Raw genomic sequence first — 25,164 nt, 5'->3', positions numbered from 1 at the left:
GGTGATAATATGGAGAAATATGAACAAATCGCATTTCAAATTATTTCTAATGTAGGCATGGCTAAAAGTACGTTTATGGAAGCTATAAGTAAAAGTAAAGAAGGCAACTATACAGATGCAGACAACCTTTTGAAAGAAGGTAATCAATATTTAATAGATGGACATAAAGTACATAAAGATTTAATACAAGAAGAAGCTAAAGGTGAAAGTATACCTATGAATTTATTGCTTGTTCATGCAGAAGATCAACTTATGTCTAGTGAAATAATTAAAGAAATGGCAAAGGAATTGATTTATATTCATAAGCATTATAAAAATAATTAAATTGAAATATGGATGAGATAAAGGAGTATACGTCATGTCTGAAAAGATACTTGCTATTACAGGACCTACATCAGGAATAGGGAAATACACTGTGACAGAACTAGCACAAGATTACGACATTATCATATTATTATGTCGTAACTTTGCTAAAGGTAACACTGTGAAAAATCAAATATTATCAGAATATCCTAATAAACAAGTAGCAATCATAAAGTGTGACTTATCAGATTTAGCAAGCGTGATGAAGGCGGCTACTGAACTTATGACAGAATATAAGTATGTAGACTGTCTTATTAATAATGCAGGTGTCTTTTCATTAACTAGACAACGAACTGAAGATGGGTATGAGCTTATGTTTGGAACAAATTATTTAGGTCACTTCTTGTTGACGCATTTGTTATTTGATTTAATAATGAAAAGTGCAGACAAGCAAATTATTATTGTTTCGTCTGGAGCATACAAATTCACAAGTGTTGGGAATCGGAATTTTGAATATCCTTTAACATATAATCCAATGAAAGCATATGCTAGGTCCAAACTTGCGACATTATATTTTATGCAAGAATTAAATGAACAGTTTAGCAAGATGGGATTGAATGTAGCTGCAATTCACCCTGGTGCAGTATCAACAAATTTAGGAAAAACTAAATATAATAAGACGATAGGCGATGCTATATATAAGTTGTTAGATCCATTGTTTATTTCTCCTAAAGAAGGTGCATTATCTACGATTAAAGTTGCCAGAGAAGGACGACTTTATCGTGGTGAATATGTATATAAAGGTAAGAGGAAAGCAATTGAATCATATGGTTTAAATTACTTTGATAGGAAGAGAATGATTAGAGAGACATTAGAAGCATTGCAATTAAATCAATTTATGTCACGGACTTAATAAGACATATTTACAAGAAAGTAAGTATTAAAACAGCAGTGGACGAATTGTTCACTGCATTTTATTGTATAATGGTATTAACAAAAAATAAATGGTGAGAAAAATGATAAAAACATATTATGTAAATGAATACAATGAAGTAAAAGAAACGACGACACCATATGATATTACTGAAGATAAAAAATGGATTTGGGTAGATATGAATGAACCAACTAAAGAAGAATCTAAAATATTAGTTGATTACTTTGATTTTCATGCACTTTCTATAGAAGATGCTACTTTAGTACAACAAAGACCGAAATTTAAACAATATGATGGATACCAATTTTTAGTATTACAAGCATTAGATTTAGAAACTTTAGAGTCTGAAGAACTGGATGTTTTTATTGGAGACGACTTTATTGTGACATTTCATAAAGAACGATTTGAAGAAATTGATACGATGATACGTAAATTTGTAAAGGAACCTTCGGATTATGTTGAACCGAAAGATATACTATTAAATATTTTAGATGAAATTGTAGATAATTATTTTCCGTTTATTTATGATATTGAAGATAAAGTATTTAACTTTGAAAATAGACATAATGTAGATATATCGACTAAAGCATTGATAGATGACACATTTGATTTAAGGCAAGAACTACTATTGATTAAACGAACGGTACAACCTATGAGAGACTTAGTATATCGTATTAGAGAGGGTAAAGTATTACATCTCAATGAGCAACAATTGTTCTATATCACACATATAAATGATCATCTGATGAAACAAATGGAAATGGTAGACTCATCGAGAGAAATGACGAGTGATATACGAGATAATTATATATCGTTAAATTCATTTAAGATGAATAACATTATGAAAATTTTAACGATTTATTCTGTTGTATTTATGCCTTTAACGCTTATTGCCGGAATTTATGGTATGAATTTTACGAATATGCCAGAATTACAATGGCATGATGGATACTATATTGTACTGGTCGTCATGTTAATTATTGCCTTAATCATGATGGTATTTTTCAAACGCAAAAAATGGTTCTAAACATATTCATGAAAGATTTTTATAAATATTGAAAAGAAGGTGCTTAAAGTGGCATTATATGGCGCAATTGAAGCGGGTGGAACGAAGTTTGTGTGCGCGATTGGAGATGCACAATTAAACATTATTGAAACGATAACTATACCAACAACTACACCAGAAGAAACAATGGTAAAAGTTCAATCATTCTTTGATAAATATGAAATATTAACAATTGGAATAGGTTCATTTGGACCAATCGATATTAACAAGGAATCGAAGACATATGGTTTTATCACGTCAACACCTAAAACAGCTTGGAAAAATTTTGATTTTGTAGGAACTTTGAAAGCGTACTATGATGTTCCTATTGCTTTTACAACAGACGTGAATGCTTCATTATACGGTGAATATAAAGCTGGAATCGCTAAAAATGTAGACTCTGCAGTATATTATACAATTGGAACGGGTATTGGTGGAGGAGCGATGTTAAAAGGAAGATTTGTTGAAGGCCTGAGTCATCCAGAAATGGGTCATATGAACATTTCATTGCATAAAGATGATCAATTTGAAGGAAGTTGTCCATATCATCAAAACTGTCTAGAAGGCATGGCATCTGGTCCAGCAATTGAGAAAAGAGTAGGAACAGAAGGCAAATTTATTCAAGAAGATGATGAAGTATGGGATATCATTGCATATTATATAGCACAAGCTGCTTTTAATACGACTTTATTGCTATCACCTGAATTAATCATCTTAGGTGGAGGTGTAATGCATCAACATCATCTGCTCGATAAAATTCGGGATCAATTTGTAGAAATTAATAATAGTTATATAAATTTACCTCCAATAGATCAATACATTGCTGAACCGAGTTTGGAAGATAAGCAAGGTATTATAGGATGCTTAGCATTGGCTAAAGAAGAACATAAATAATAAAAGTTGGTGATTTAGATGGATATCATTGTAGCATTAGCAGAAAATCAATACTTAGAAACAGAGCGATTGAAATTAAGACCTGTAAGGTTAGAAGATGTAGACGCTTTATTTGAATATGCGTCTGATTTAGAGAATACGGCTCATGTCTTTCCAGCACATCCTACAACCGACGAGACAAGAAAAGTCATTGCTAGATTCTATATGGCTGCACCGTTAGGCAAATACGGCATAATATTAAAAGAAGAAGACAAATTAATTGGTACGATTGATATAAGAGTTGAAGAGCATGATAAAAAAGCTGAACTAGGTTATGCTATGAATCAAAAATATTCTGGACAAGGTTATATGACAGAAGCGGGAAATAAAATTCTTGAATTTGCTTTTCAAGAAATGAAGTTAAATCAAATATATGCTAGACATAGTACAATTAACCCTAAATCAGGAAAAGTCATGCAAAGACTAGGCATGAAACAAATAGGCATTCTCCCTAAAAATAGGGTGCACAAAGACCAAATTGTAGATGATATTACGTATGCCATTACGAATGATCAATATGCAGAAATAAAAAAAGCAGCTGATTAGAAGCTGCTTTTTTTAATGAATATAATTTAAACAAACTTTGCAAATGTTGATGCTGGATATCGTGACGCACGATCATTGTTTACTTGTCCTTTACCAATCGTAATGAGCATCGTAGGAACTAAGTTGTCAGGGATATCAAACGCTTCTTTAACTAATGCTTTGTCAAAGCCAATCATAGGGCATGTTGCATAACCTGCGTCTTGACTAATTAACATTAAATTCATCGCAAATAATGAAGCACCTCTTACCGCCTCATCTCTTTTGTTCATATCATCTTCAAAGAAATTGTTTACACTTTTGATTAGACCATCTCGATTTTCTTGAGGTAAATGACCATGTTTAATCCAATCATCTGCAATATTATCAATTGCATCGTGTGCATTTAAATCACCTAAAATAATAAAAGTAGCACTTGCGTCTTTAATTTTAATTTGTTTGTTTGCTGCTTGATATAATTTTTCTTTTGCTTCATCTGTATCTACAACCATTACTTTCCATTGTTGTAAATTCCATGCTGATGGTGATAATGCTGCTTTATCTAGAAGTGAAGTGAGTATTTCGCGGCTAATTTCATGTTGATGATAGTTTTTTACTGAGCGTCTTTCTTCTATTGTTTTCATTAAATCCATCTTGTTCCACTCCTTTAATATGCTATACCATAAAATAATATAATCTACGTCATTATTCAATTTATTTGTTTTTTATAAACAAAACCCGTTAAATAAGTTTAGTTGGTCATTATTTGATATAATAAGGGTAATAATAAAATAAAAGTGTCATAACTGTTAATTCACTAAAGGGAGCGATTTATATGATAGATATTCATAATCACCTACTTTATGGACTAGATGATGGTCCTATTGATTCAGAAAGCATGCTAGAGTTGGCGAAAGAAGCTGAAAAAATAGGCATAACAGATATTGTAGCGTCTCCACATTATATTGAACATCGATTTAGAAACAATGCAGAAGTTGTTAAACAAAGAACTGCAGATGTACAAAACCTATTAAATAACAATAATATCAATATAACAGTATATCCAAGCCAAGAAATTCATATGTTTGGTGGAGAATTAGAAGGTTTAAATTCAGGTGAGTTAATGCCGATTACTGAAGGTTCTCGATACGTCCTTATAGAATTTCCGTTCTTTGACATTCCTGACTATGCTGAAGAAACATTTGATAAATTATTCAACGCTGGATATAGACCATTATTAGCACATCCCGAACGTATTATTCCAATTCAAGATGATCCTCAAATTTTATTTAATCTCATTAAAAGAGGTGCACTTTGCCAAGTAACAGCTGGGTCATTAGTCAATAAATACGGAGAAGATGCTAAAGTTGCAGCAGATTATTTATTAAATCAAAATGCAATTCATATAATTGGTAGTGATGCACATAATACAAATAATCGGAATTTTCATTTACAAGAAGCATATGACTATATTGAACAAACTAAAGGCATAGATAAAGTAAATGAACTACAAGAAAATGCAAGAAAGATATTAAATAATGAAGATATATCACAATAAAATATGAGATTATGTAAGGTAAAAACCTCTACAAGTTGCTTAACAATCATTATAGCGACTTGTAGAGGTTTTATTATGAAGTAATGGTTTACTTAAAGGTAGATTATTCTAATATTGTATAACTGCATTTGAGCTTTCTTTTTTATTGATTAAGTTCATTAATAGAGTTGCTAGTATAACCATTAAAAAAGCAAAGTAAGGTGTCATACTCAAATTAAAGTGATTTAAGATATATCCACCGATAACGGAGCCTAATGTGATACCAACATTGAATGCAGAAATGTTTAAACTAGAAGCAAAATTAACCGTTTCTTTATTATGTCTTTCAGCGAATATGACAACGATTAACTGTAAACCTGGAACGTTCATAAATGCGAATAGTCCCATTAATAATATACTAACTAACCCAAAAATGTGTAAATGTATGGTTAAACCAACAAGAATTAAAGTGAGTGATTGTAATAAAAATATAATCGTAAGTGATCTTGTGGGATTATGATTAGTTAATTTTCCACCAAGTGTATTTCCAATCGCGACCATTACGCCATACAAAATCAATATAAGCACGATACTATTTGTGCCATAACCTAATAGATGCGTCAAAATTTCAGTTAAATAAGTGTAAACTACGAAAGTACCACCGTATCCTAATACAGTAATTAAATAAATAGTTAATAGTGGTTTGTTCTTAAACACAGCTAATTGTTTAATTAATGGTGCTTGTTTATTTTCAGTTAAATGTTTTGGAACGAAGACAATATTGGCAATAAGACTCAAAATACCAATAATAGCAATCGTATAAAATGACATCTCGTATCCGAAGTTTTGTCCAATCCATGTTCCAAATGGGACCCCTGTAATTGTAGCAACAGTGAGGCCGGTAAACATCATAGCAATGGCACTTGATCTTTTGTGTGGTGGTACTAAATCTGCTGCGATCGTTGTAGCAATTGACATGAATACACCATGAGCAAAAGCACTTAGTATTCTCATAGATAATAGAAATACGAATGTGCTAGCAAATCCTGCAAATAAATTCGCGATGATAAAAACAATCATAATCAATATTAAGACTGTTTTTCTTCTCAAATTATTTGTTAATGGTGTCAATAATGGCGCACCAATTGTTACACCAATTGCATACAGTGATACAGTTAAACCAGCTAAAGGTATCGTAACATCGAATGCATCCTTAATCAGTGGCAATAGTCCAACACTGATAAATTCTGTTGAACCGATAGCAAAAGCTGATATTGCAAGTGAAAGTAGAGCGAATTGATTTCTAAATTGTTTGTTCAAATTTTAAGTTCCTTTCTTTCATTCAAGATATGTGTTAGTTTAAGACTTATATTACTAAAAAGGAAGTACGCACTTTAAAGTCATATAGGTACTAATAAGTGCCTTAAGGAGGAATTTAAATGGTAGTAGCACAATATAATATTGGTGTAGAAGCAACGATTGAAGTTATAGGTGGGAAATGGAAACCTGTTATTTTATGTCATTTAAAACACGGAAAGCTCAGAACATCAGAACTAAAGAAAGCAATACCACAAATAACACAAAAAATGTTAACTCAACAATTAAGAGAGTTAGAGAAAGATGGCATTATAAATAGAATTGTATATGAACAAGTTCCACCAAAAGTTGAATATGAAATTTCTGAATATGGACGCTCATTAAATGAATTACTAGAAAATTTATGTAAATGGGGAGAATTTCATATAAAAAAACGAACTGAAGACGGAGAAGATATAAGACTAGATGCTGCAGAATTTATTAATCTCCCATAATAATATCGAAAACAAACAAGAAAAGATTTTATTTTCTTGTTTGTTTTTTTTATAAAAATGATATGTAACAAAATTGTAATATAAAATTACACTTTCTGTAATGACTTTTTTTGGATATTTATATATAATAAACATGTAATTATTCATAAAATATATAGGAGATGATTTTGATGTACAATAACAAAAAATTTTTAACAGCAGGGTTTGCTACAGCAATCACGTTATCTTTATGTTTGCCGAATTCAGTGAATGCTGCAAATGAAGAGGAAAGTAAACCGGTAACTCAAAAAGAATTAAAGACTTTAGCCAAAAAAGAAATTGACAATAAGTCACAAGTACAGGAAGTTTTAAAGCAATTACCAGGTAATCCGAATATTAAAGAAAGTTATAAACAGTTCGAAGTAACAAACGATTATAAAGATAATTTAGGTTTTAGCCACTACACTTTAAAGCCAAAAGTAGATCAATACACAGTTGAAGATAAAGAAGTTAAGGTCCATACGAATAAAAATAATGAAGTACAACTAGTCAACGGTGATGTTAATACGGAAAAAGTTACATATACCAATAAACAAAGCTTAACTAAAGAACAGGCTGTCGAGAAAGCGTTTTCAAGTATAGGTAAAAAAGAAAGCGAAGTTAAAAATGCACCTGGACAAAAAATAGTAAACAAGAATGAATTAGTAGTCAATGCTGATGAGAAAAAACTTATATATAATATTGAACTTATTTATTTAGAGCCAACTTCAGCAAGATGGGAAATTAAAGTTGATGCTGAAACAGGTAAGGTATTGAGTAAGAAAAATATTATCGAACATATTGAAGGAAGTGGTGTTGGTGTTAATGGAGATACGAAGAGACCATTGAATTTAACAGAAGTATCAAATGGATATGGTTTACAAGATGAAACACATAATGGAACAATCTACACTTATGATGGTAATGGCTCAGCATATAATTCAACATTAATGACAGATAGAGATAGAAACTTTAATGATGAACATCAAGCTGCAGGTGTTGATGCACATTATAATGCATCAAAAGTTTATGATTATTTTCTAAGTGAACATAATAGAGATAGTTTTGATGGTAATGGTGCTCCAATTAAATCAGTAGTTCATTACAAGAGAAACTTAAACAATGCTTATTGGAACGGTCAAATGATGTTATATGGTGATGGAGATGGAAGACAATTCACATCATTATCAGGCGCAGATGATATAGTTGCACATGAATTAACACACGCTGTAACAGGACATAGTGCAGGTCTAGTGTATCAATATCAACCAGGTGCGTTAAATGAATCAATGTCAGATATCTTTGGTTACTTTGTTGACCCTGAAGATTGGTTAATGGGTGAAGATGTATATACGCCAGGAGTAGAAGGTGATGGTTTAAGAAGTTTATCTAACCCAGAACAATATGACCAACCTTCACATATGAGAGATTATCAAGATTTACCTAATACAGAAGATGGTGATTTTGGTGGGGTGCATATAAATAGTGGTATCCCAAATAAAGCAGGATATTTAACTATTTCTAAATTAGGTGTAGAAAAATCAGAACAAATTTATTATAGAGCATTAACTGAATATTTAAGTTCTAATTCTTCATTCCAAGATGCTAAAGCAGCATTAAGACAATCTGCTGAAGATTTATACGGTTCAAATTCTGCTGAAGTACAAGCAGTAGTGAATGCATGGAATTCTGTTGGCGTTTAAAGATAAAAAAATTGTATTTTCACACGATGGATATTAAAATATAAGGGAGGATTAAACTATGATAACGAATCAATTGCGTACAAAGAGAAGTTTATTGTGCGTTGGTGCTGGATTATATTTGATGGGGTGTATATTTTCATTAGTATCTGTACCGGATGATATGCACATAACAAGTACGTTAACTATGTTAAATCTTTAATTTAATATCGGGGAGCGTTATGAATGAAATTAGGTGAACGTGTAAAACAGCGAAGGTTAGATATGAATTTGTCACAGCAATCTCTTGCGAAAGGAATTGCTACACAAAGTCAAATTTCTAAAATTGAAAAGAATGAATTGCAACCGGGATCGCAGCTTCTTTTTAATATTTCGAGGAGACTCAATTGTAGTATGGATTTCTTATATAAAGGTGATGAGTTGGATTCTCAACTTGAACAAAAACTAATAGTTATAGAAAGATTATTAGAGGACCGAGATTATGAAGCATTAATACCGATAATAGATGGTAAGTATTTATCTAACGGTTCTACTGATGAAAGGGCCGCTTCAAAATGGATAAGATCGATTATTGCCTTTTATAAGTATGAAGATTTTGAACAAGCAATATTATTAATAGAAGAAGCAATGAATTTAATTGATAATGAAATGAATGTAAAGTTACAGTTGTCGATTTGTAATACGCGTGCGATTTTTTATTATAGACAAAATGAAAATAGCACAGCCAAGGCTTCATTAACAAAAGGCTTGCAAATTGCTAAGCGTAACAATATTGAAAACCATTATATGATTAAATTGTTATATACATTATCTAATATATACGCTAGTGAGTTAGCATTTGATCGATGTCTTCAATATGCACAATCAGCATTTGATGTAACGATTAAATCATATAAATATATGCTTTATAGTGAGTTAGTTTATAATATTGTTCAATCACGATTACAATTAGGAATTCATGATGGAACAGATATAAAGCAATTAGAAATAGCTTTATATTTAAGTGATTTATCAAAGAAACATAGTATATCAATTTTGATTAGAGATTTGATGAAAAAATTAGATCACTAGTATTCATAAACAGAAATAGCTTGAAACATAATTTGATTCAGACATAATCAAAACGAGAAAATCATGATAAAAAATGATTTTCTCGTTTTTTTAATGAATGCCGTTTTAGGCGTGCAGTGCTTATATATGTATAAGCGTTCAATGAATTGAAAATGTAAGATAAAACTTATTTAGTTATTCATGTTATATGGAAAATCAATATTCATCTCATTTAAGATTTGATAAATCATTTCATCTTCTTGTTTGAGCGTGTCTTCATTTAAGTGCGTTATTTGTAAATAGAGTTTGGCAAAATAATACGCTACGATTTCATAAACATAGTCCGCATTTTGGGAAATAGCTTCCATAAAGAAATATATACTAGGTATTTTGTTATGAGGTAAAATAGCCTGCGTTTCATAAGAACCAATTAATAAATAAATTTCAGGTGTTAAATAAGTATTGTATTGTTTTAAAAACTTCAACCTAATATCAAAAATAATATGAACGAACTTCGTGTTAAGTTTCAAAATCATAGGCATATCAAATTGTAATTGATTCATTGTATAAGACGCGCGCTTCATTAGGTTATCTTGGCGTATACCAGCATCTGAGAATTCTTTATGATTTTTTTCGTAATATAATTCTATGAATGGGATAGATAATGGGAAATTATTTGTAAAATCATTTACTGTATTGCTAATTATCATATCGAATCTCCTTCAACAACATATTTCCTTATTATGACTCATTATATATTAAATTTCCAAAAATAAATAATCTAAATATAGAAGAAAATAATTTGACGTTCGGTTCTTTGTCATGTAACCTTTTAAAGTATTGAAGATTTATAATAAGGAGAAACAGATGGAACAAAATAATAAACAAACATCTTTTTGGGCATTATCACCATTGATTGTGTTTGTAGCGCTATTTATTGGAACAGGTATTACAACAAAAAATTTTGAATTTTTACCGCTAAATGTAGCGATTTTAATAGCAGCAATATTTGCATGTATGATGTATCCTAAAACATCACTTGTCAAAAAGTTAGATATATTCACAAAAGGTGCAGGTCATCCGAATATATTATTAATGGTATTTGTATTTCTATTAGCTGGTGCTTTTAGTGAAACAGCAAAAGGAATGGGAGCAGTTAGCTCAACAGTTAATTTAAGTTTATCATTAATACCGGGGCCATTTTTATTATCTGGTTTGTTTATTGTAGGAGCGTTTATATCTGTAGCCATGGGGACATCAATGGGCACAGTTGCTGCATTAGCACCCGTTGGAGTTGGTATTGCGGAAGCGACTAATATTTCACTAACATTAACAATTGCAACTGTTGTAGGTGGTGCAATGTTTGGTGATAATCTATCTATGATTTCTGATACAACGATTGCAGCAGTCAGAACTCAAAAAACGAAAATGAGCGATAAATTTAAAATGAACTTTTTAATTGTATTGCCTGGTGCATTAATTACAGTCATTATCTTATGGTTAATAACGAAAGATATGGGCATGACTGATGCAAGTCAAGGTGGATATTCAATCATAAAAGTTATACCATATTTATTCGTACTGATTGCTGCACTAAGTGGGATGAACGTGCTAATGGTACTTGTCTTCGGTACGTTAATTGCAAGTGTAATTGGCTTGTCAGATGGTTCATATTCTATTGCTGAAAACCTTAAAGCTATTTCAGATGGTATGATTGGTATGCAAGATATCTCGATGGTAGCACTATTTATCGGAGGTATGATTGGGATCATTGAGTACTTTGGTGGAATAAGATGGTTGCTTAATACGTTAACACGCCGAGTCAAATCTAAAAGAGGGGCCGAATTTGGTATTGCAAGTTTAGTAAGTTTAACGAACCTTGCGACAGCTAATAATACAATCGCAATTATTACTGCAGGTCCTTTAGCTAAAGAAATCTCAGAAGATTATGATATAGATTCTCGAAAATCAGCGAGTATATTAGATATATTTGCTAGTACAGTCCAAGGTATTATTCCATATGGTGCACAAGTTTTAGCTGCTACAAGTGTGGCAGGTATTTCTACAGTTTCATTATTACCGTATTCTTTTTATCCATATTTATTAGGAATTTGTGGCATAGTTTCTATATTGATTGGATATCCGAAAAGCAATAAAACTAAAAAAATGTAAGTGAGACTTCAATTTAAGTCATGAAGCTTTTCAAATTATAAATAAAGACAAAAATCGTAAAATTTCTTTGTTAATGGAAGAAATTTTACGATTTTTTTAGTTTTCTTTATATTTATGTCAAAGTCGATTCTTTATTATGATTTAACACCTAAATAATCAAAAGTTGCAGCTGCAACTGATTTAGCAGCGATAAGCAATGAACTTTCATCTATATCGAACTTTGGATGATGGTGCGGGTATGTTTGTTTATCTTTCGGACTAGCTCCAACATAGAAGAATGTACATGGCAGCTCTTTGGCGTAATATGCAAAGTCTTCTGAAGGTGGTAATGGTTCTGTACGTTCCACGCTATTTATTTCTTTAATATTAGATGTTCTAATTGCATTTGCAACTTGTTTAGTTAAAGTTGGATCATTATATAATACTGGATAGTCTCTATGATATTCAAGATCACACTTGACGCCATACATTGTTTCTAAGCCATGGGAAATACGTTTTATTTCATCTTCAATCAGCTGCATCGTTTCTTCATTCATTCCTCGAACATCACCTTCAAGTTCAACTTCATTTTTGATGATATTAAATTGACCTTTACCATCAAATGAACCAATTGAAATGACACCCATATCGAATGGATTTAATTTTCTTGATACGATTGTTTGAACAGACATAACAAAACTGCTGGCAGCAACAATTGGATCATTTGCTAAATGAGGTGAAGAACCATGTCCACCTTGACCAATTATTTTTAGTTTAAATATGTTTCGTCCAGATTGTACGTTGCCTTCTCGGTAGTAAACGCGATTACTTTCTAAGTTGCTAATAACATGAACACCTATTACATTATCCACACCATCAAGGATGCCATCTTTAATTAGGGCTTGTGCACCACCTGGTGGTTTTTCTTCTGCGGGTTGATGTATGATGATGATTTTTCCTTGTAAATGGTCTTTAAATTCAATTAACGTTTCTGCTAAAACCATTAAGTAGGCTGTATGTGCATCGTGACCACATGCATGCATGACACCTTCATTTTTCGATGTAAATGCTAATCCTGTATCTTCTTTAATAGGTAATGCATCAAAGTCAGCTCTTAGCGCAAGAGTTTTGCCAGGTTTCCCAGAATCAATGGTCACTTTAATGCCGTATATACCTTTACCACCTATATGTGTTTTAATTTCTACATCTTTATCTTTGTAAAAATCACTAATATATTGTGCAGTTTTTTCTTCTTCAAAAGATAATTCTGGATGTGCATGTAAATATCTTCTGATTTCTATCATTTTATTTTCTTTATTAGATAGAGCTTCGTAAAAACGATTAATCATCATAATACCTCCTTTTATTAAATTATAAAGCAAATTGGGAAAAAATGTTGTAGTTTAAATGCTAATAGTGTTGACATACATGTAAAAGGGGAGTAGAATTGCGTAGTATTAGTTAGCAAAGCTAACCATTTTCGCATCGGACGGGAGCTAGTTTAAATGAATAAATTTTTTAATGCATACACAAATGTTTACAGACCTTATATCCATCATATCAATATGATTTTAGAACCGTATGACCTTTATGCAGCACAATACAAAATATTGAGGGATATAAGTGAACATCAACCAACAACATTAGTACAAGTATCTAAACGTTCGTTTATTGAGAAACCAACTGCACGAAAAATGATCAAAAAGCTCATAGACCACGATTTAGTTCATGCTCAGAATAGTGATGAAGATAAACGAGAGAAATTCTTAACTTTAACCGAGTTAGGTAGTAAACAGTATGTAGAAACTTTCGAGAAAATTAAACAATTCCAAGAATCATGTTTTAAATCAATGGATATTGAATTACATGAAATGGAAGTAGCGGAACGCGTACTAGAAAAACTTAGAACACATTTAATTGAGGAGGCAAATCATAATGGAAAATAAAATTAAAAAGCCGATTTGGACAAAGGATTTTATTTTTAACTTTGTCATCAGCTTTTTTATATTTTTATCGATGTATTTATTATTAGTAACAGTAGGTGGATATAGTAAAGAGACGTTTCATGTACCAGACAGTTTAGCTGGATTAGCGTCAGGTCTCTTTATAGTAGGGTCATTACTCGGACGATTTATGACAGGTAAATACATTAATATATTAGGTACGAAGAGAATCTTAATCTTTGGTGGAATATTATTAGTTATTACAAACGGATTATATTTAGTTTCAGCTTCATCATTTACATTGCTATTAATCGTTCGTATATTAAATGGTGTGGCTAGTGGTGTGGCAAGTACGGCAACAGGTACGATTGCTGCATTCATTACACCAGCTGAACGTCGTAGTGAAGGTATAAGTATGTATAGTTTAAGTATGGTATTAGGTACTGCAATTGGGCCATTCATCGGATTATTACTATATCAACATATGCCAATGTCAGTGTTATTCTTTATTTGTACAGTATTAATCGTGGTTGCTTTTGTGATGTCATTATTTATGAAAGTTGAAACACCTGTAATGCCTAAAACATCAAGCAAACAAGGTTTCAAAATTACAGATTTCTTCTCTGTACATGCATTACCAATAGCTATAGTAGTTATTATCGTAAGTATTGCTTATTCTTCAGTATTATCCTTTATTCAATTCTTTGCTGAAGAGAACCAACTTGTAGATGCAGCGAGTTTCTTCTTCGTTGTATACGCAATTGCAATATTACTAACACGTCCATTTACAGGTAGAATTATGGATCAACGTGGAGAAAATATCGTGACGATACCAGCCTTCATAAGTTTGATATTAGGATTATTCTTAATAAGTATTGCACATAATGGTGTTGTATTATTATTAGCAGGTGCATTTGTAGGACTAGGATTTGGTAACTTACAATCTATATTCCAAGCGCTAGTCGTTAAAGTGTCACCAATTGAAAAAATGGGACTTGCAACATCAACTTACTTTATAGGTTTAGATTTTGGATTAGGTTTTGGTCCTTATGTATTAGGAAACTTTACACATACAATTGGGTACTCTGGATTGTATTTAGCAATGGCAGTTGTTGCATTAATAGGATTAGTCGCATATTATTTCCTACACGTAATCAGAATGAAAAAAGCATAAAATATTAAAAATAAGCATAAAAAACAAGCATATCACGGATGAAACTGAAAGTATCAGTTACGTGATATGCTTGTTTTTGAGTTAAGCATTACGATGAGACACGTTGAATGTCATTATCCTTCTAAATCTACTGAATTAATATCAATACCTAGTGCTTTAGCTACACCTTTACCGTAATTTGGATCTGCTTTGTAACAGTTACGGATATGACGATGTTTAACTTCGTCAGTAGTGCCTTCCATTTCATTTGCAGTATTAATAAACATACGTTCTTGTTGTTCAGGAGATTGAAGTCTGAATAATTTACCAGGTTGTTCATAGTAATTGCTATCGTCTTCACGGAAATCATATTCATAAACTTGACCTTCAATATCTAAGCCAGGTTTCTTGAATTCTGGTGAGTCTTCAAATGCACCTTCACTGTTTGGATAGTAGTTTGTTGAACTACCTTGATTATCGTCAATTACACGCATTTGACCATCTCTAGCAAATGGGCACATGTTTTCAACGCCAACACCTTTTGGTTGGTTAACAGGAATTTGCCAATGGTTTACACCTAAACGGTAACGTTGTGTATCTCCGTATGAGAATAGACGACCTTGTAACATCTTATCTGGTGAGAAATCTAAGCCAGGTACGATATTTGTAGGTGCAAATGCAGCTTGTTCTACATCTTGGAAATAGTTATTTGGATTTCGGTTAAGCTCAAATTCCCCAACTTCGATTAATGGGTAATCACCTTTGTACCAAACTTTTGTTAAATCAAATGGGTTGTCTGGGTGATTTTTAGCTTGTTCTTCGGTCATAACTTGAATGTACATCTTCCATTTAGGGAAGTCGCCTCTTTCGATTGCATCATATAAGTCTCTTTGTGAAGATTCTCTATCTTTAGCTACAATAGCTTCAGCTTCTTCAGGTTGTAAATTTTCGATACCTTGTTGAGTTCTGAAATGGAATTTAACCCAAACTCTTTCTCCAGCATCATTATACATAGAGTACGTATGAGAACCGAATCCGTGCATATTACGGAAACCTTTTGGAATACCTCTATCTGTCATTAAAATAGTTACTTGATGTAGTGCTTCTGGTAATGAAGTCCAGAAATCCCAGTTGTTTTGTGAACTTCTCATGTTTGTTCTTGGATCACGTTTTACAGCGCGATTTAAACTTGGGAATAATTTAGGATCACGGAAGAAGAATACAGGTGTGTTGTTACCAACTAAATCCCAGTTACCTTCTTCAGTATAGAATTTAAGTGCAAATCCACGGATGTCTCTTTCTGCATCTGCTGCACCACGTTCACCTGCAACAGTTGAAAAACGTGCGAACATTTCTGTTTGTTTACCAACTTCTGAGAATATTTTTGCAGATGTATATTTTGTAATGTCATGTGTCACAGTAAAAGTACCGAATGCTCCAGAACCTTTAGCGTGCATACGTCTTTCAGGAATTACTTCTCTATCAAAATGCGCTAATTGTTCTAAGAAATAAATATCTTGCATCACTAACGGACCACGACGGCCAGCTGTCATTGAGTTTTCACGATCTGATACAGGTGCTCCAAATATACCTCTAAATGATTTGTTAGTCATAATTATCCTCCTTGAGATTCTTAATTATAATAATTCTAATTTCATATTAATTATAATTTAAACTATCGTCAGTGACAAGTAAAAGAATTTAAAAATAGAGATTTAAGGTGGTGAATATGATGATGACAGTGTTGAATAATAGTTTAAAAGTAAATAAAATATACTTTTTACATTATATTATGAGGAATTAAGTTCATTATGATATGAAATATAAATAAAGATGTAATATGGTATTTTTGTATAAGATGAGAATATTTATTTGTAATTGATTATAAGTATTGAAATTCAGATAAAAAAATTAATCAAATTAGCCAAAAACATTTTGGTTAATTTGATTTTTAATTGATTCTTTAGAATCAGTATTATTAATCTTCATCTTTCGAAATAAATAAAGGCAATACATCAGTATGTCTTAATATGATTTCTTTAGCTTTGTATGGTTTTATAATTAAATCAGGAATTTCTTCAATAGAGCATGATGCGTAAGAAATGTTTGGATCGTCTAATAAATTTAATTGCTCGATAGAATTCTCGATATTCACTTCATAAACGAATAATATTTCATGGTAAGAAGTACCTTTAAATTCAAAGAAATTTTGAATTGTTGTAAGAAATTTAAAGTTATCTATATCAATGCCAATTTCTTCTTTGAGTTCTCTTTTTATTGCAGAATCAGAGCTTTCAAAATATTTCACACGACCACCTATAAGTGCGTAGTAATGATCATGTTTGTCATGATGAAATATATATTGATCCTTAGCTTTGACAATAGCTCCGACTCTAATATTTAACATACCTTCACCTGATTTGAGTGTTAAATCCATAAATATATCCTCCTTTATTTAACAAATTAATATAATTTCAAGATAACGATGCCTATAAATACAAGTATTGCACCTATCAATCGTCGTGTGGTTATCTTATACATTGGTGTATTAAACCATCCAAATTGATCTATTAGCAATGCCATTACCATCTGCCCGAATATTACGACCATTAACGTTAATGCTGCACCAAGTTCTGGCATAAGTAAGATGTTTGTCGTAACAAAAATCACACCTAAAGCGCCACCGATGAAATAAATGGGCTTTATTCTATCTTGAGATGAATTAATAAAGCTAAATTTTAATCTTCTTACTATTATTAAAGATAATATAAATAATGCAGAAGTACCAATTACAAAAGATATAAGTGCAGATAAATAAAATGAATGAACTTCATATCTTAATGCGCTGTTAATAGCCGTTTGAATTGGTGGAAGACATCCTGTTAACATGCCGAGCATCATCCAAAGGTTTGTGTGATTGGACTTGTTTGTAATAATTCTTGAAGATTTCTTCTTATAATTCATAAGTAATATACCAATCAACATGATTATGACGCCTGAAATTCTACCAATGTTAATAGTATGTATTTCAGCATTGAAAAGTCCAAATTGATCAATGATTAAACCCATTATAATTTGTCCAGTAACTGTCATGACTACCGTTAGTGCTGCACCAATTCTAGGCAATAATAATAAATTGCCGGTTAAGAATATGACACCTAATAAACCACCAGTAAACCAAATATATGAAAAATCCTGATTTAATATGAAAGTCGGTGATAGCTTTTGTGGATTCATCATTAAATTAATAAAGATGAGTACAATCGTACCAACTAAAAATGAATAAAATGAAGCTAGAATAGGTGACTTTGTAAAACTGCCTAACTTTGTATTTATAGATGTTTGTAGCGGAACACATAGTCCTGCTACAACACCTAATATAATAAGTAATATCAATAAAAACTACTCCGTTTCTGCTATACGCTTAGCTTGCTCGTAATATTTTGTTTTTTCTTCTTCAGGCACCATATTGCCACCAGTTGACCATACTAAATGTGTAGCATTTTCGGAAGCTAAGTTAGCATCTATAATAGACTTCAAACCATGAAATCCTGAAGTAGCAGAAGGCTCCACAAAGATACTTTCCGTATCTTGTAATGTTTTTAAATATTTATACAATTGATTATCTTTAACTGTACTCGATCCATAAAGTAGAGAAGTCATAATACTGCCAACTAATTTAGAAGGGCGACTGACTGCTAATCCATCTGCGACAGTTTTACCTGTTAAGCCAATATCTTGCACGCAAATTTTGTCATGCAAATCTGTAATCATACCTAACGTCATACAAGGAGCTTCCGTTGGTTCAATAAATATTGGATGTACGTTATCACCAAAAATAGTTTTCAATCCAAATGCAACGCCTCCAGGACCACCTCCAACGCCACAAGGTAAATATACAAATAGTGGGTGATCTTTGTTTACGATAATCTGTTCAGCTTGTAATTGATTTTTTAGTCTTAAAGCACTTACGCTATAACCTAAGAATAAGTCGCTAGATGACTCATCATCTATAAAGTGACAGTATGGGTCATTCTCAGCGAGCAATCTTCCTTCTTTAACGGCATACCCATAATCTTGAACGTGTTCTACTACTTCTACGCCTTTTGATTTTAGCAATGATTTCTTCCACTCTTTAGCGTCTTGTGACATATGCACTGTCACTTTAAATCCTAATTTAGCACTCATAATTCCAATACTTAAACCTAAATTACCAGTTGAACCTACAGCGATTCGATATTTAGAAAATAATTCTTTATATGGTTCAGAAGCTAGAATTTTATAATCACTTTCTGTTGTAAAATCAGTATTTTTAATTGCTGTTTCTTCAGCAAACTTAAGTACTTCGTAAATGCCGCCTCGAGCTTTAATTGATCCAGATATCGGTAGTGCATGATCACCTTTTAAATAAAGTGAACCTTTCATATGAGGAAATTCTTCTGCTTTGAAATGAGGAATATTAATGATTTCAGATTCTATTTTCCCGTTGTTTGCTTTTGTTTCAGGGAATACATATTCAATGTAAGAAGAAAAACGCGTTAATCTTTGTTCAGCATCTTTAATATCTTCAAGGGAAAAGGGGAGATCCTTTTGAGTTTGATAGTTTGGATTTTTCCAAAAAACTTCATTGCCTTGTTTCATGTCTTTAATTATTGGGTGTTTTGTTGTAAGTTCATTTACGTTAATTTTCAATTTAATAAACTCCTCTCAATCTCTTTATATACTATAAATATTATACAGATAATCATATATTATTGATAGTTACACGCTATCATCCCAATGTGTTTTGGATGTAAGAAAACATCATAAAGAGCCAAGACGATAATAGTCTTAGCTCTCCTTAAAATTTATTCGATACTATACATAGTTAAATCAACTATATAAGTCTTGTGTTGGTTGTCCAATTACAGTTGTATTATTCTGTTTCAGTATTGCTCTCACATATAACAATGCAATAATAACAAATACTATAGCACCACCAATAATGGAGGTTTGATATGGTAATGACAATCCTTCTGGTGCATATAGTACATAAACACTAACTGCGCCAGTCATGAACAATGCAGGAATACCTGCTACTAAATGTGATTTATTGTATCTTAGCAAGTAACTTACTGCTACCCATAACATAACGGTTGCAACAATTTGATTAGTAAAGCCTACATATCTCCATAAGAATGTATAGTCTATTGTAGAAAGGAAAAATGCTGGGATGCCAACAGCGAAACTCGCTAATATCATGAGTGTTTTAGATTTAATGTTTACTTTATCTTTCATAAAGTCTTCAATAATCATTCTTGAACTTCTCAATGCAGTATCTCCCGTTGTTATTGGTAAGATGATAACACCTAATAAAGCTAAAATACCTCCGACTGGACCGAGCAACTGAATTGAAATTTGATCAACTACACCGGCTGGGCCAACTGATTGTAATTTAGATGCAAGACCTTCTGTTCCTCCGAAAAATGTCATACCGGCTGCTGCCCAAATTAATGCAATAATCCCTTCAGCTATCATAGCACCATAAAATACTTTTCTACCTTCGGATTCATGTTTTACTGTTCTAGAAATAATAGGGCTTTGTGTACAATGAAACCCAGAAATCGCACCACATGAAATTGTTACCATTAATAATGGCCAAACGGGTATTCCACTTGGGTGTAAATTTTGAACGGTAATTTCAGGGATTTCTTTACCACTAAATATAAGTGCAACGGCTACACTGACTGCCATAATAATTAAGATTGCACCAAAAATTGGATAAATGCGACCTATAACTTTATTGATTGGCAGAATTGCAGCTAATATGAAATAAGCAAAGATAATGATAAGCGCGACAATGAATGATATAGGTGTTTTAGATGAAATTAATTGTGCTGGACCGGCAACGAAAGCGGCAGCCACTAATACCATCAACACAACAGATACGATATCAGTAAAGACTCTTATGTATTTTCCCAGATAATGTTGAACAAGTTTAGGAAATTGCGCGCCACCATGTCTTAAGCTAAGCATACCTGAAAAATAATCATGTACGCCACCAGCAACAATGCAGCCTACGACAATCCAAATAAATGCTACAGGTCCGTAAAGCGCACCTGCAACGGCACCAAATATTGGTCCTAGACCTGCAATATTTAATAATTGAATCATCCAACCTTTCCATGCAGGCATTGGAACAAAATCCATGCCATCTTGTTTACTATAAGCAGGTGTTTCTTTGTTTGGATATATTTCAAATACACGTTCAATGAATTTACCATAAAACATATAACCGAAAATTAATAAGACGATACAGACGATAAATGTGACCATTATAAAGACCTTCCTTCAAAATATAATAACAATAGAGTAGCAAAGAAACATAAAGGTTACAATAAGTTATTAGAAATTTCTGAAAACATTTATTTAATTTAGAGCATTTTTACAATTTTTATTAGACAATCATTTGTATTTATATAAGTGTAAATTTATAATTAAATAGAAGTTGTAGATACTAATGGATAAAACAAGTGATTATAACTTTTATGGGTATTACTAAATAAAGGGGGAATTTAATATGCAAAAGCATCAAATCATAACAATTGATGGAACAGATTACCTTGTTGAAGAAGGAATGAGGCTGTTAGATTTTATTAAAGCTGAAGACATTTCTTTCGTTCCTTCAATTTGTTATAACGAATCTTTAGGACCAATTGAGACTTGTGATTCATGTATCGTTGAAGTAAATGGGCAATTTCAACGGGCATGTAGCACGATGATTGAAAATGGAATGGTAGTTAACACTCAAAATGAAAACGTAAAATCTAGACAAAAACAAGCTTTGGACAGAATACTAGAACACCATGAATTGTATTGTACAGTTTGTGATTATAATAATGGTAATTGTGAAATCCACAATACTATGGGTGAATTTGGTTTAGAACATCAATCTGTTCCTTTTAAATCTAAAGGATATGAGAAAGATTTCGGAGCATTTTATCGTTATGATCCTGATCAATGTATATTGTGTGGTAGATGTGTGGAAGTTTGCCAAGATGTTCAAGTTAACGAGACATTAACTATTGATTGGAAACGTAATCAGCCTAGAGTGATTTGGGACAATGATAAAGCAATAGATGAATCAAGTTGTGTAAACTGTGGGCAATGTGTAACTGTATGTCCATGTAATGCTTTAATGGAGAATAACATGCTCGGTAAAGCAGGCTACATGACTGATCAAAAACCAGGTTTACTGCGTTCTATGATTGAACTAACTAAGAAGGCTGAAACTGGATATGGACCATTGTTTGCAATATCTGATTCTGAAGCGGCAATGAGAGAAGAAACGATTAAGAAGACGAAAACAGTATGTACATATTGTGGTGTTGGTTGTTCATTTGATGTGTGGACAAAAGATAGAGAAATCCTTAGAGTATTACCACATGAAGATTCTCCGGCAAACCACATTTCTACATGTGTGAAAGGTAAATTTGCTTGGGATTATGTGAATTCTGAGGAACGTATAACGAAACCATTAGTTAGAAAAGATGGCTATTTCCAAGAAGTTGAATGGGAAGAAGCAATAAATTTAATTTCTGAAAAGTTTTCAAGTATTAAACATGAACACGGTAAAGATGCTCTAGCTTTTATTTCATCTTCAAAATGTACTAACGAAGAATCCTATTTAATGCAAAAATTAGCTAGACAAGTTATCGGAACGAATAATGTTGATAACTGCTCTAGATATTGTCAGTCACCAGCAACACAAGGATTATTTAGAACAGTTGGATATGGTGGAGATTCTGGTTCAATAGAAGATTTAGAAAAAGCAGACATGGTGATCACAATCGGTACGAATACGGCAGAAGCACACCCAGTTATTGCGAGTAGAATTAAACGTGCACATAAATTACTTGGACAAAAATTATATGTATTTGATATTAGAAAACATGAAATGGCAGAACGTGCAGATAAATATTATTTACCAACACCAGGAACTGACTTAGTTTGGTTATCTGCTGTTACCAAGTATATTATCGATCAAAATTGGCATAACGAAGAATTTATTACTAAACATGTTAATGATTTTGATACGTACTACGAAAGTTTAAAACCATTTACATTAGAATATGCTGAAGAAACAACTGGAATCAGCCAGTCTGAACTCAAACACATTGCTGAAGAGATTCATAAATCATCAGGCGTTGCGATTTGTTGGGCAATGGGCGTAACACAACATAGAATTGGTAGCGATACAAGTACAGCAATTTCAAATTTATTATTAGTTACTGGTAATTATATGAGACCAGGAACAGGCGCGTACCCATTAAGAGGTCACAATAACGTGCAAGGTTGTAGTGATATGGGAAGTATGCCTGACACGTTACCAGGATACCAAAAAGTATCAGATGATGTAGCACGTCGTAAATTTGAACAGGCATGGAATGTTTCATTAGATAGTGAGCGTGGACTAGACAATCATCAGATGATAGACAGCATACATGAAGGCAATCTTCGTTCTTTATATATTAAAGGAGAAGATACAGGTATAGTTGATGCAAACTTAAACTTTGTAAGATCAGCATTTGAAAAACTAGATTTCTTCGTTGTACAAGATTTGTTTATGTCAAAAACTGCAGAGTTTGCTGATGTGATTTTACCTGCATCACCATCTCTTGAAAAAGATGGAACATTTACAAATACCGAAAGACGTGTTCAAAGAATAAACAAAGCATTAGATCCTTTAGGTGAATCTAAGCCTGACTGGGAAATTATTCAATTAATAGCAAAATCACTTGGTGCAGATTGGAACTATAAACACCCAAGTGAAATTTGGTATGAAGCACAATCATTAATGCCTCTTGTTAAAGGAATTACTTATGATAGGTTAGAAGGATTTAATAGTTTACAGTGGCCAATGAATGATGATGGTACAGATACACCATTACTTTACACGGAAAGATTTAACTTCCCAGATGGTAAAGCAAGACTGTATCCACTAGAATTTAATGTTAAATCTAAGAAAACGAAAGAAATGTCATTACACGTTAATAATGGTCGTGTATTAGAACATTTCCATGAAGGTAATATGACTTATCAAGTTCCAGGTCTAGCTTATAAACTACCAAATAATTTCTGTGAAATTTCTCAAGAATTAGCAGATGAACATGGCATTGAAAATGGTGCACGAGTTAAAATTACATCCAAAGTTGGTACAGCTGAAGTAAATGTTCAAGTTACAGATAGAGTTACTGGAAACTACATCTATATTCCATTAAATGATCAAAACGAAGGTGCACCTAACTTTGTAACAGATAGCGATGTAGACAAAGACACGAATACACCAGCATATAAAGATAACTATGCCAAACTAGAAGTTGTAACGAAAAAAGGTAAATCCCCAATACCAAAACATAATTCAAGGTTTGGAAATAGACAACCACAAATTAGTGTTAGAGTTCAAGATAAATGGGATAAACCAGATTATACGTTCCCTAATAAAGGAGGTAATCTGTAATGGCCGAAAGAGTAAAAGTAATAAGACGTATGCATGAAAGTAAAGAATACAAGATTGAACAAAACATGAAAGCACTACAAGGTAAATTTAGTGAAAATAAACTAGCCATTGAAAAAGGTATGGACATATTAAATGAACTTGAGAAAGCGCAAGCACTAGACGCAGTTCATGCTGCAATTGTACAAAGAAAAGTAATTACAGGAAACTTTGTCACGGAACTAAATAAAGAGCAATATGATGGTATTTTAGGGAATTTAGGTCAATTGTTGTTTTTATTAGGCGACGTTGACTTAGAAGAAGCGTCAGTATTTTTAAACAGAATTAATAATGGTATGAAAGTTGCGAATAGAGCAAACTTAAATAAAAAAACAACAATACCAGAACTATTAGGCGCACTCAAAGATCCAGAGATAAACAGAAGTTTGACATTATTACTTAGTTTCTTAAAAGGAATGGGAAGAGAATAGATTATTGATATAAATATTTTATTATTAGTGGAAATCCTGAGGTATCATTGGTACAACCATAATTAAAACGAGAAAATCATGTTTAAAAGTGATTTTCT

General features: G+C 32.2%; 24 protein-coding genes. 15 read left to right on the top strand and 9 right to left on the bottom strand.

The features are described from left to right. Positions 1-9 precede the first annotated feature (9 nt). The 5 genes from CD111_RS08630 to CD111_RS08610 all read left to right on the top strand — a co-directional run bounded on the left by CD111_RS08630 (position 10) and on the right by CD111_RS08610 (position 3,761). Positions 10-324 carry a PTS sugar transporter subunit IIA gene (locus CD111_RS08630; RefSeq protein WP_095086088.1) on the top strand — a complete coding sequence of 105 codons (315 nt, stop codon included), beginning with the start codon at positions 10-12 and terminating at the stop codon, positions 322-324. Between the two features lie 34 nt (positions 325-358). Beyond that, complete coding sequence (locus CD111_RS08625; RefSeq protein WP_095086091.1) at positions 359-1,216, top strand: SDR family NAD(P)-dependent oxidoreductase; 858 nt, start codon at positions 359-361, stop codon at positions 1,214-1,216. Positions 1,217-1,319: 103 nt separating this feature from the next. Beyond that, positions 1,320-2,264, top strand: coding sequence for a magnesium/cobalt transporter CorA (gene corA, locus CD111_RS08620; RefSeq protein WP_095086094.1), 945 nt, complete (start codon positions 1,320-1,322; stop codon positions 2,262-2,264). Positions 2,265-2,312: 48 nt separating this feature from the next. Continuing rightward, the gene (locus CD111_RS08615) at positions 2,313-3,176 is read left to right on the top strand and encodes an ROK family protein (RefSeq protein ID WP_095086097.1); all 864 of its coding nucleotides are present in this window, start codon (positions 2,313-2,315) and stop codon (positions 3,174-3,176) included. An 18-nt stretch (positions 3,177-3,194) separates the two neighbouring features. Next, positions 3,195-3,761 carry a GNAT family N-acetyltransferase gene (locus CD111_RS08610; protein WP_095086100.1) on the top strand — a complete coding sequence of 189 codons (567 nt, stop codon included), beginning with the start codon at positions 3,195-3,197 and terminating at the stop codon, positions 3,759-3,761. Positions 3,762-3,787: 26 nt separating this feature from the next. Here CD111_RS08610 and CD111_RS08605 read toward each other — a convergent pair whose 3' ends face one another. After that, a complete protein-coding gene (locus CD111_RS08605; protein WP_095086103.1) occupies positions 3,788-4,390 on the bottom strand; it encodes a nitroreductase family protein in 603 nt (200 codons plus the stop codon). Positions 4,391-4,572: 182 nt separating this feature from the next. Here CD111_RS08605 and CD111_RS08600 point away from each other — a divergent pair, with 182 nt between their 5' ends. Continuing rightward, complete coding sequence (locus CD111_RS08600; protein WP_095086106.1) at positions 4,573-5,295, top strand: tyrosine-protein phosphatase; 723 nt, start codon at positions 4,573-4,575, stop codon at positions 5,293-5,295. A 108-nt stretch (positions 5,296-5,403) separates the two neighbouring features. Here the strand turns inward: CD111_RS08600 and CD111_RS08595 are convergent, their stop codons facing one another. Then, positions 5,404-6,594 (bottom strand): MFS transporter, encoded by a 1,191-nt coding sequence (locus tag CD111_RS08595; protein ID WP_095086108.1) that lies wholly within the window; start codon positions 6,592-6,594, stop codon positions 5,404-5,406. A gap of 119 nt (positions 6,595-6,713) precedes the next feature. On the opposite strand from CD111_RS08595, the gene CD111_RS08590 reads away from it, so the two are divergent. The 4 genes from CD111_RS08590 to CD111_RS08580 all read left to right on the top strand — a co-directional run bounded on the left by CD111_RS08590 (position 6,714) and on the right by CD111_RS08580 (position 9,874). Continuing rightward, positions 6,714-7,085 carry a winged helix-turn-helix transcriptional regulator gene (locus tag CD111_RS08590; protein ID WP_095086110.1) on the top strand — a complete coding sequence of 124 codons (372 nt, stop codon included), beginning with the start codon at positions 6,714-6,716 and terminating at the stop codon, positions 7,083-7,085. A gap of 170 nt (positions 7,086-7,255) precedes the next feature. Then, positions 7,256-8,806: a M4 family metallopeptidase gene (locus CD111_RS08585; protein WP_095086111.1), complete on the top strand. Its 1,551-nt coding sequence runs from the start codon at positions 7,256-7,258 to the stop codon at positions 8,804-8,806. Positions 8,807-8,864: 58 nt separating this feature from the next. Continuing rightward, positions 8,865-9,005: a hypothetical protein gene (locus CD111_RS12465; RefSeq protein WP_158245689.1), complete on the top strand. Its 141-nt coding sequence runs from the start codon at positions 8,865-8,867 to the stop codon at positions 9,003-9,005. Between the two features lie 23 nt (positions 9,006-9,028). Then, a complete protein-coding gene (locus CD111_RS08580; protein ID WP_095086113.1) occupies positions 9,029-9,874 on the top strand; it encodes a helix-turn-helix domain-containing protein in 846 nt (281 codons plus the stop codon). Positions 9,875-10,044: 170 nt separating this feature from the next. Here the strand turns inward: CD111_RS08580 and CD111_RS08575 are convergent, their stop codons facing one another. Further along, complete coding sequence (locus CD111_RS08575; protein WP_095086114.1) at positions 10,045-10,563, bottom strand: hypothetical protein; 519 nt, start codon at positions 10,561-10,563, stop codon at positions 10,045-10,047. Between the two features lie 157 nt (positions 10,564-10,720). Between CD111_RS08575 and CD111_RS08570 the strand changes: the two genes are divergently transcribed. Continuing rightward, entirely contained in the window at positions 10,721-12,025 is a 1,305-nt protein-coding gene (locus CD111_RS08570) for a Na+/H+ antiporter NhaC family protein (protein ID WP_095086116.1), read from the top strand. A 134-nt stretch (positions 12,026-12,159) separates the two neighbouring features. Here the strand turns inward: CD111_RS08570 and CD111_RS08565 are convergent, their stop codons facing one another. Then, a complete protein-coding gene (locus CD111_RS08565) occupies positions 12,160-13,353 on the bottom strand; it encodes an amidohydrolase (protein ID WP_095086117.1) in 1,194 nt (397 codons plus the stop codon). 156 nt (positions 13,354-13,509) lie between these two features. Here CD111_RS08565 and CD111_RS08560 point away from each other — a divergent pair, with 156 nt between their 5' ends. Both CD111_RS08560 and CD111_RS08555 read left to right on the top strand, forming a co-directional pair. After that, positions 13,510-13,950 carry a MarR family winged helix-turn-helix transcriptional regulator gene (locus CD111_RS08560; RefSeq protein ID WP_095086120.1) on the top strand — a complete coding sequence of 147 codons (441 nt, stop codon included), beginning with the start codon at positions 13,510-13,512 and terminating at the stop codon, positions 13,948-13,950. Then, positions 13,940-15,121: an MFS transporter gene (locus CD111_RS08555; protein ID WP_095086122.1), complete on the top strand. Its 1,182-nt coding sequence runs from the start codon at positions 13,940-13,942 to the stop codon at positions 15,119-15,121. The genes CD111_RS08560 and CD111_RS08555 overlap by 11 nt, the downstream gene beginning before the upstream one ends. 113 nt (positions 15,122-15,234) lie before the next feature. Here CD111_RS08555 and CD111_RS08550 read toward each other — a convergent pair whose 3' ends face one another. The 5 genes from CD111_RS08550 to CD111_RS08530 form a co-directional block, all read right to left on the bottom strand. Beyond that, on the bottom strand, positions 15,235-16,713 hold the full coding sequence (locus CD111_RS08550) for a catalase (RefSeq protein WP_095086125.1): 1,479 nt from the start codon (positions 16,711-16,713) through the stop codon (positions 15,235-15,237). Positions 16,714-17,078: 365 nt separating this feature from the next. Beyond that, positions 17,079-17,537 (bottom strand): NUDIX hydrolase, encoded by a 459-nt coding sequence (locus CD111_RS08545; protein ID WP_095086129.1) that lies wholly within the window; start codon positions 17,535-17,537, stop codon positions 17,079-17,081. A 26-nt stretch (positions 17,538-17,563) separates the two neighbouring features. Then, positions 17,564-18,496, bottom strand: coding sequence for a DMT family transporter (locus CD111_RS08540; protein WP_095086132.1), 933 nt, complete (start codon positions 18,494-18,496; stop codon positions 17,564-17,566). Between the two features lie 6 nt (positions 18,497-18,502). Beyond that, positions 18,503-19,792, bottom strand: a complete 1,290-nt coding sequence (locus tag CD111_RS08535) for a D-serine ammonia-lyase (RefSeq protein ID WP_095086135.1) — start codon at positions 19,790-19,792, stop codon at positions 18,503-18,505. Between the two features lie 180 nt (positions 19,793-19,972). After that, entirely contained in the window at positions 19,973-21,415 is a 1,443-nt protein-coding gene (locus tag CD111_RS08530) for a carbon starvation CstA family protein (protein WP_095086138.1), read from the bottom strand. Positions 21,416-21,659: 244 nt separating this feature from the next. On the opposite strand from CD111_RS08530, the gene fdhF reads away from it, so the two are divergent. Both fdhF and CD111_RS08520 read left to right on the top strand, forming a co-directional pair. After that, positions 21,660-24,599 carry a formate dehydrogenase subunit alpha gene (gene fdhF, locus CD111_RS08525; protein ID WP_095086141.1) on the top strand — a complete coding sequence of 980 codons (2,940 nt, stop codon included), beginning with the start codon at positions 21,660-21,662 and terminating at the stop codon, positions 24,597-24,599. After that, positions 24,599-25,066, top strand: coding sequence for a helical membrane plugin domain-containing protein (locus CD111_RS08520; protein ID WP_095086144.1), 468 nt, complete (start codon positions 24,599-24,601; stop codon positions 25,064-25,066). The genes fdhF and CD111_RS08520 overlap by 1 nt, the downstream gene beginning before the upstream one ends. Positions 25,067-25,164 lie beyond the last annotated feature (98 nt).

Source organism: Mammaliicoccus stepanovicii (assembly GCF_002902525.1).
GTDB lineage: Bacteria > Bacillota > Bacilli > Staphylococcales > Staphylococcaceae > Mammaliicoccus > Mammaliicoccus stepanovicii.
The sequence above is the reverse complement of the archived record's forward strand: the minus strand, read 5'-3'. Positions and strand labels throughout refer to the sequence as shown.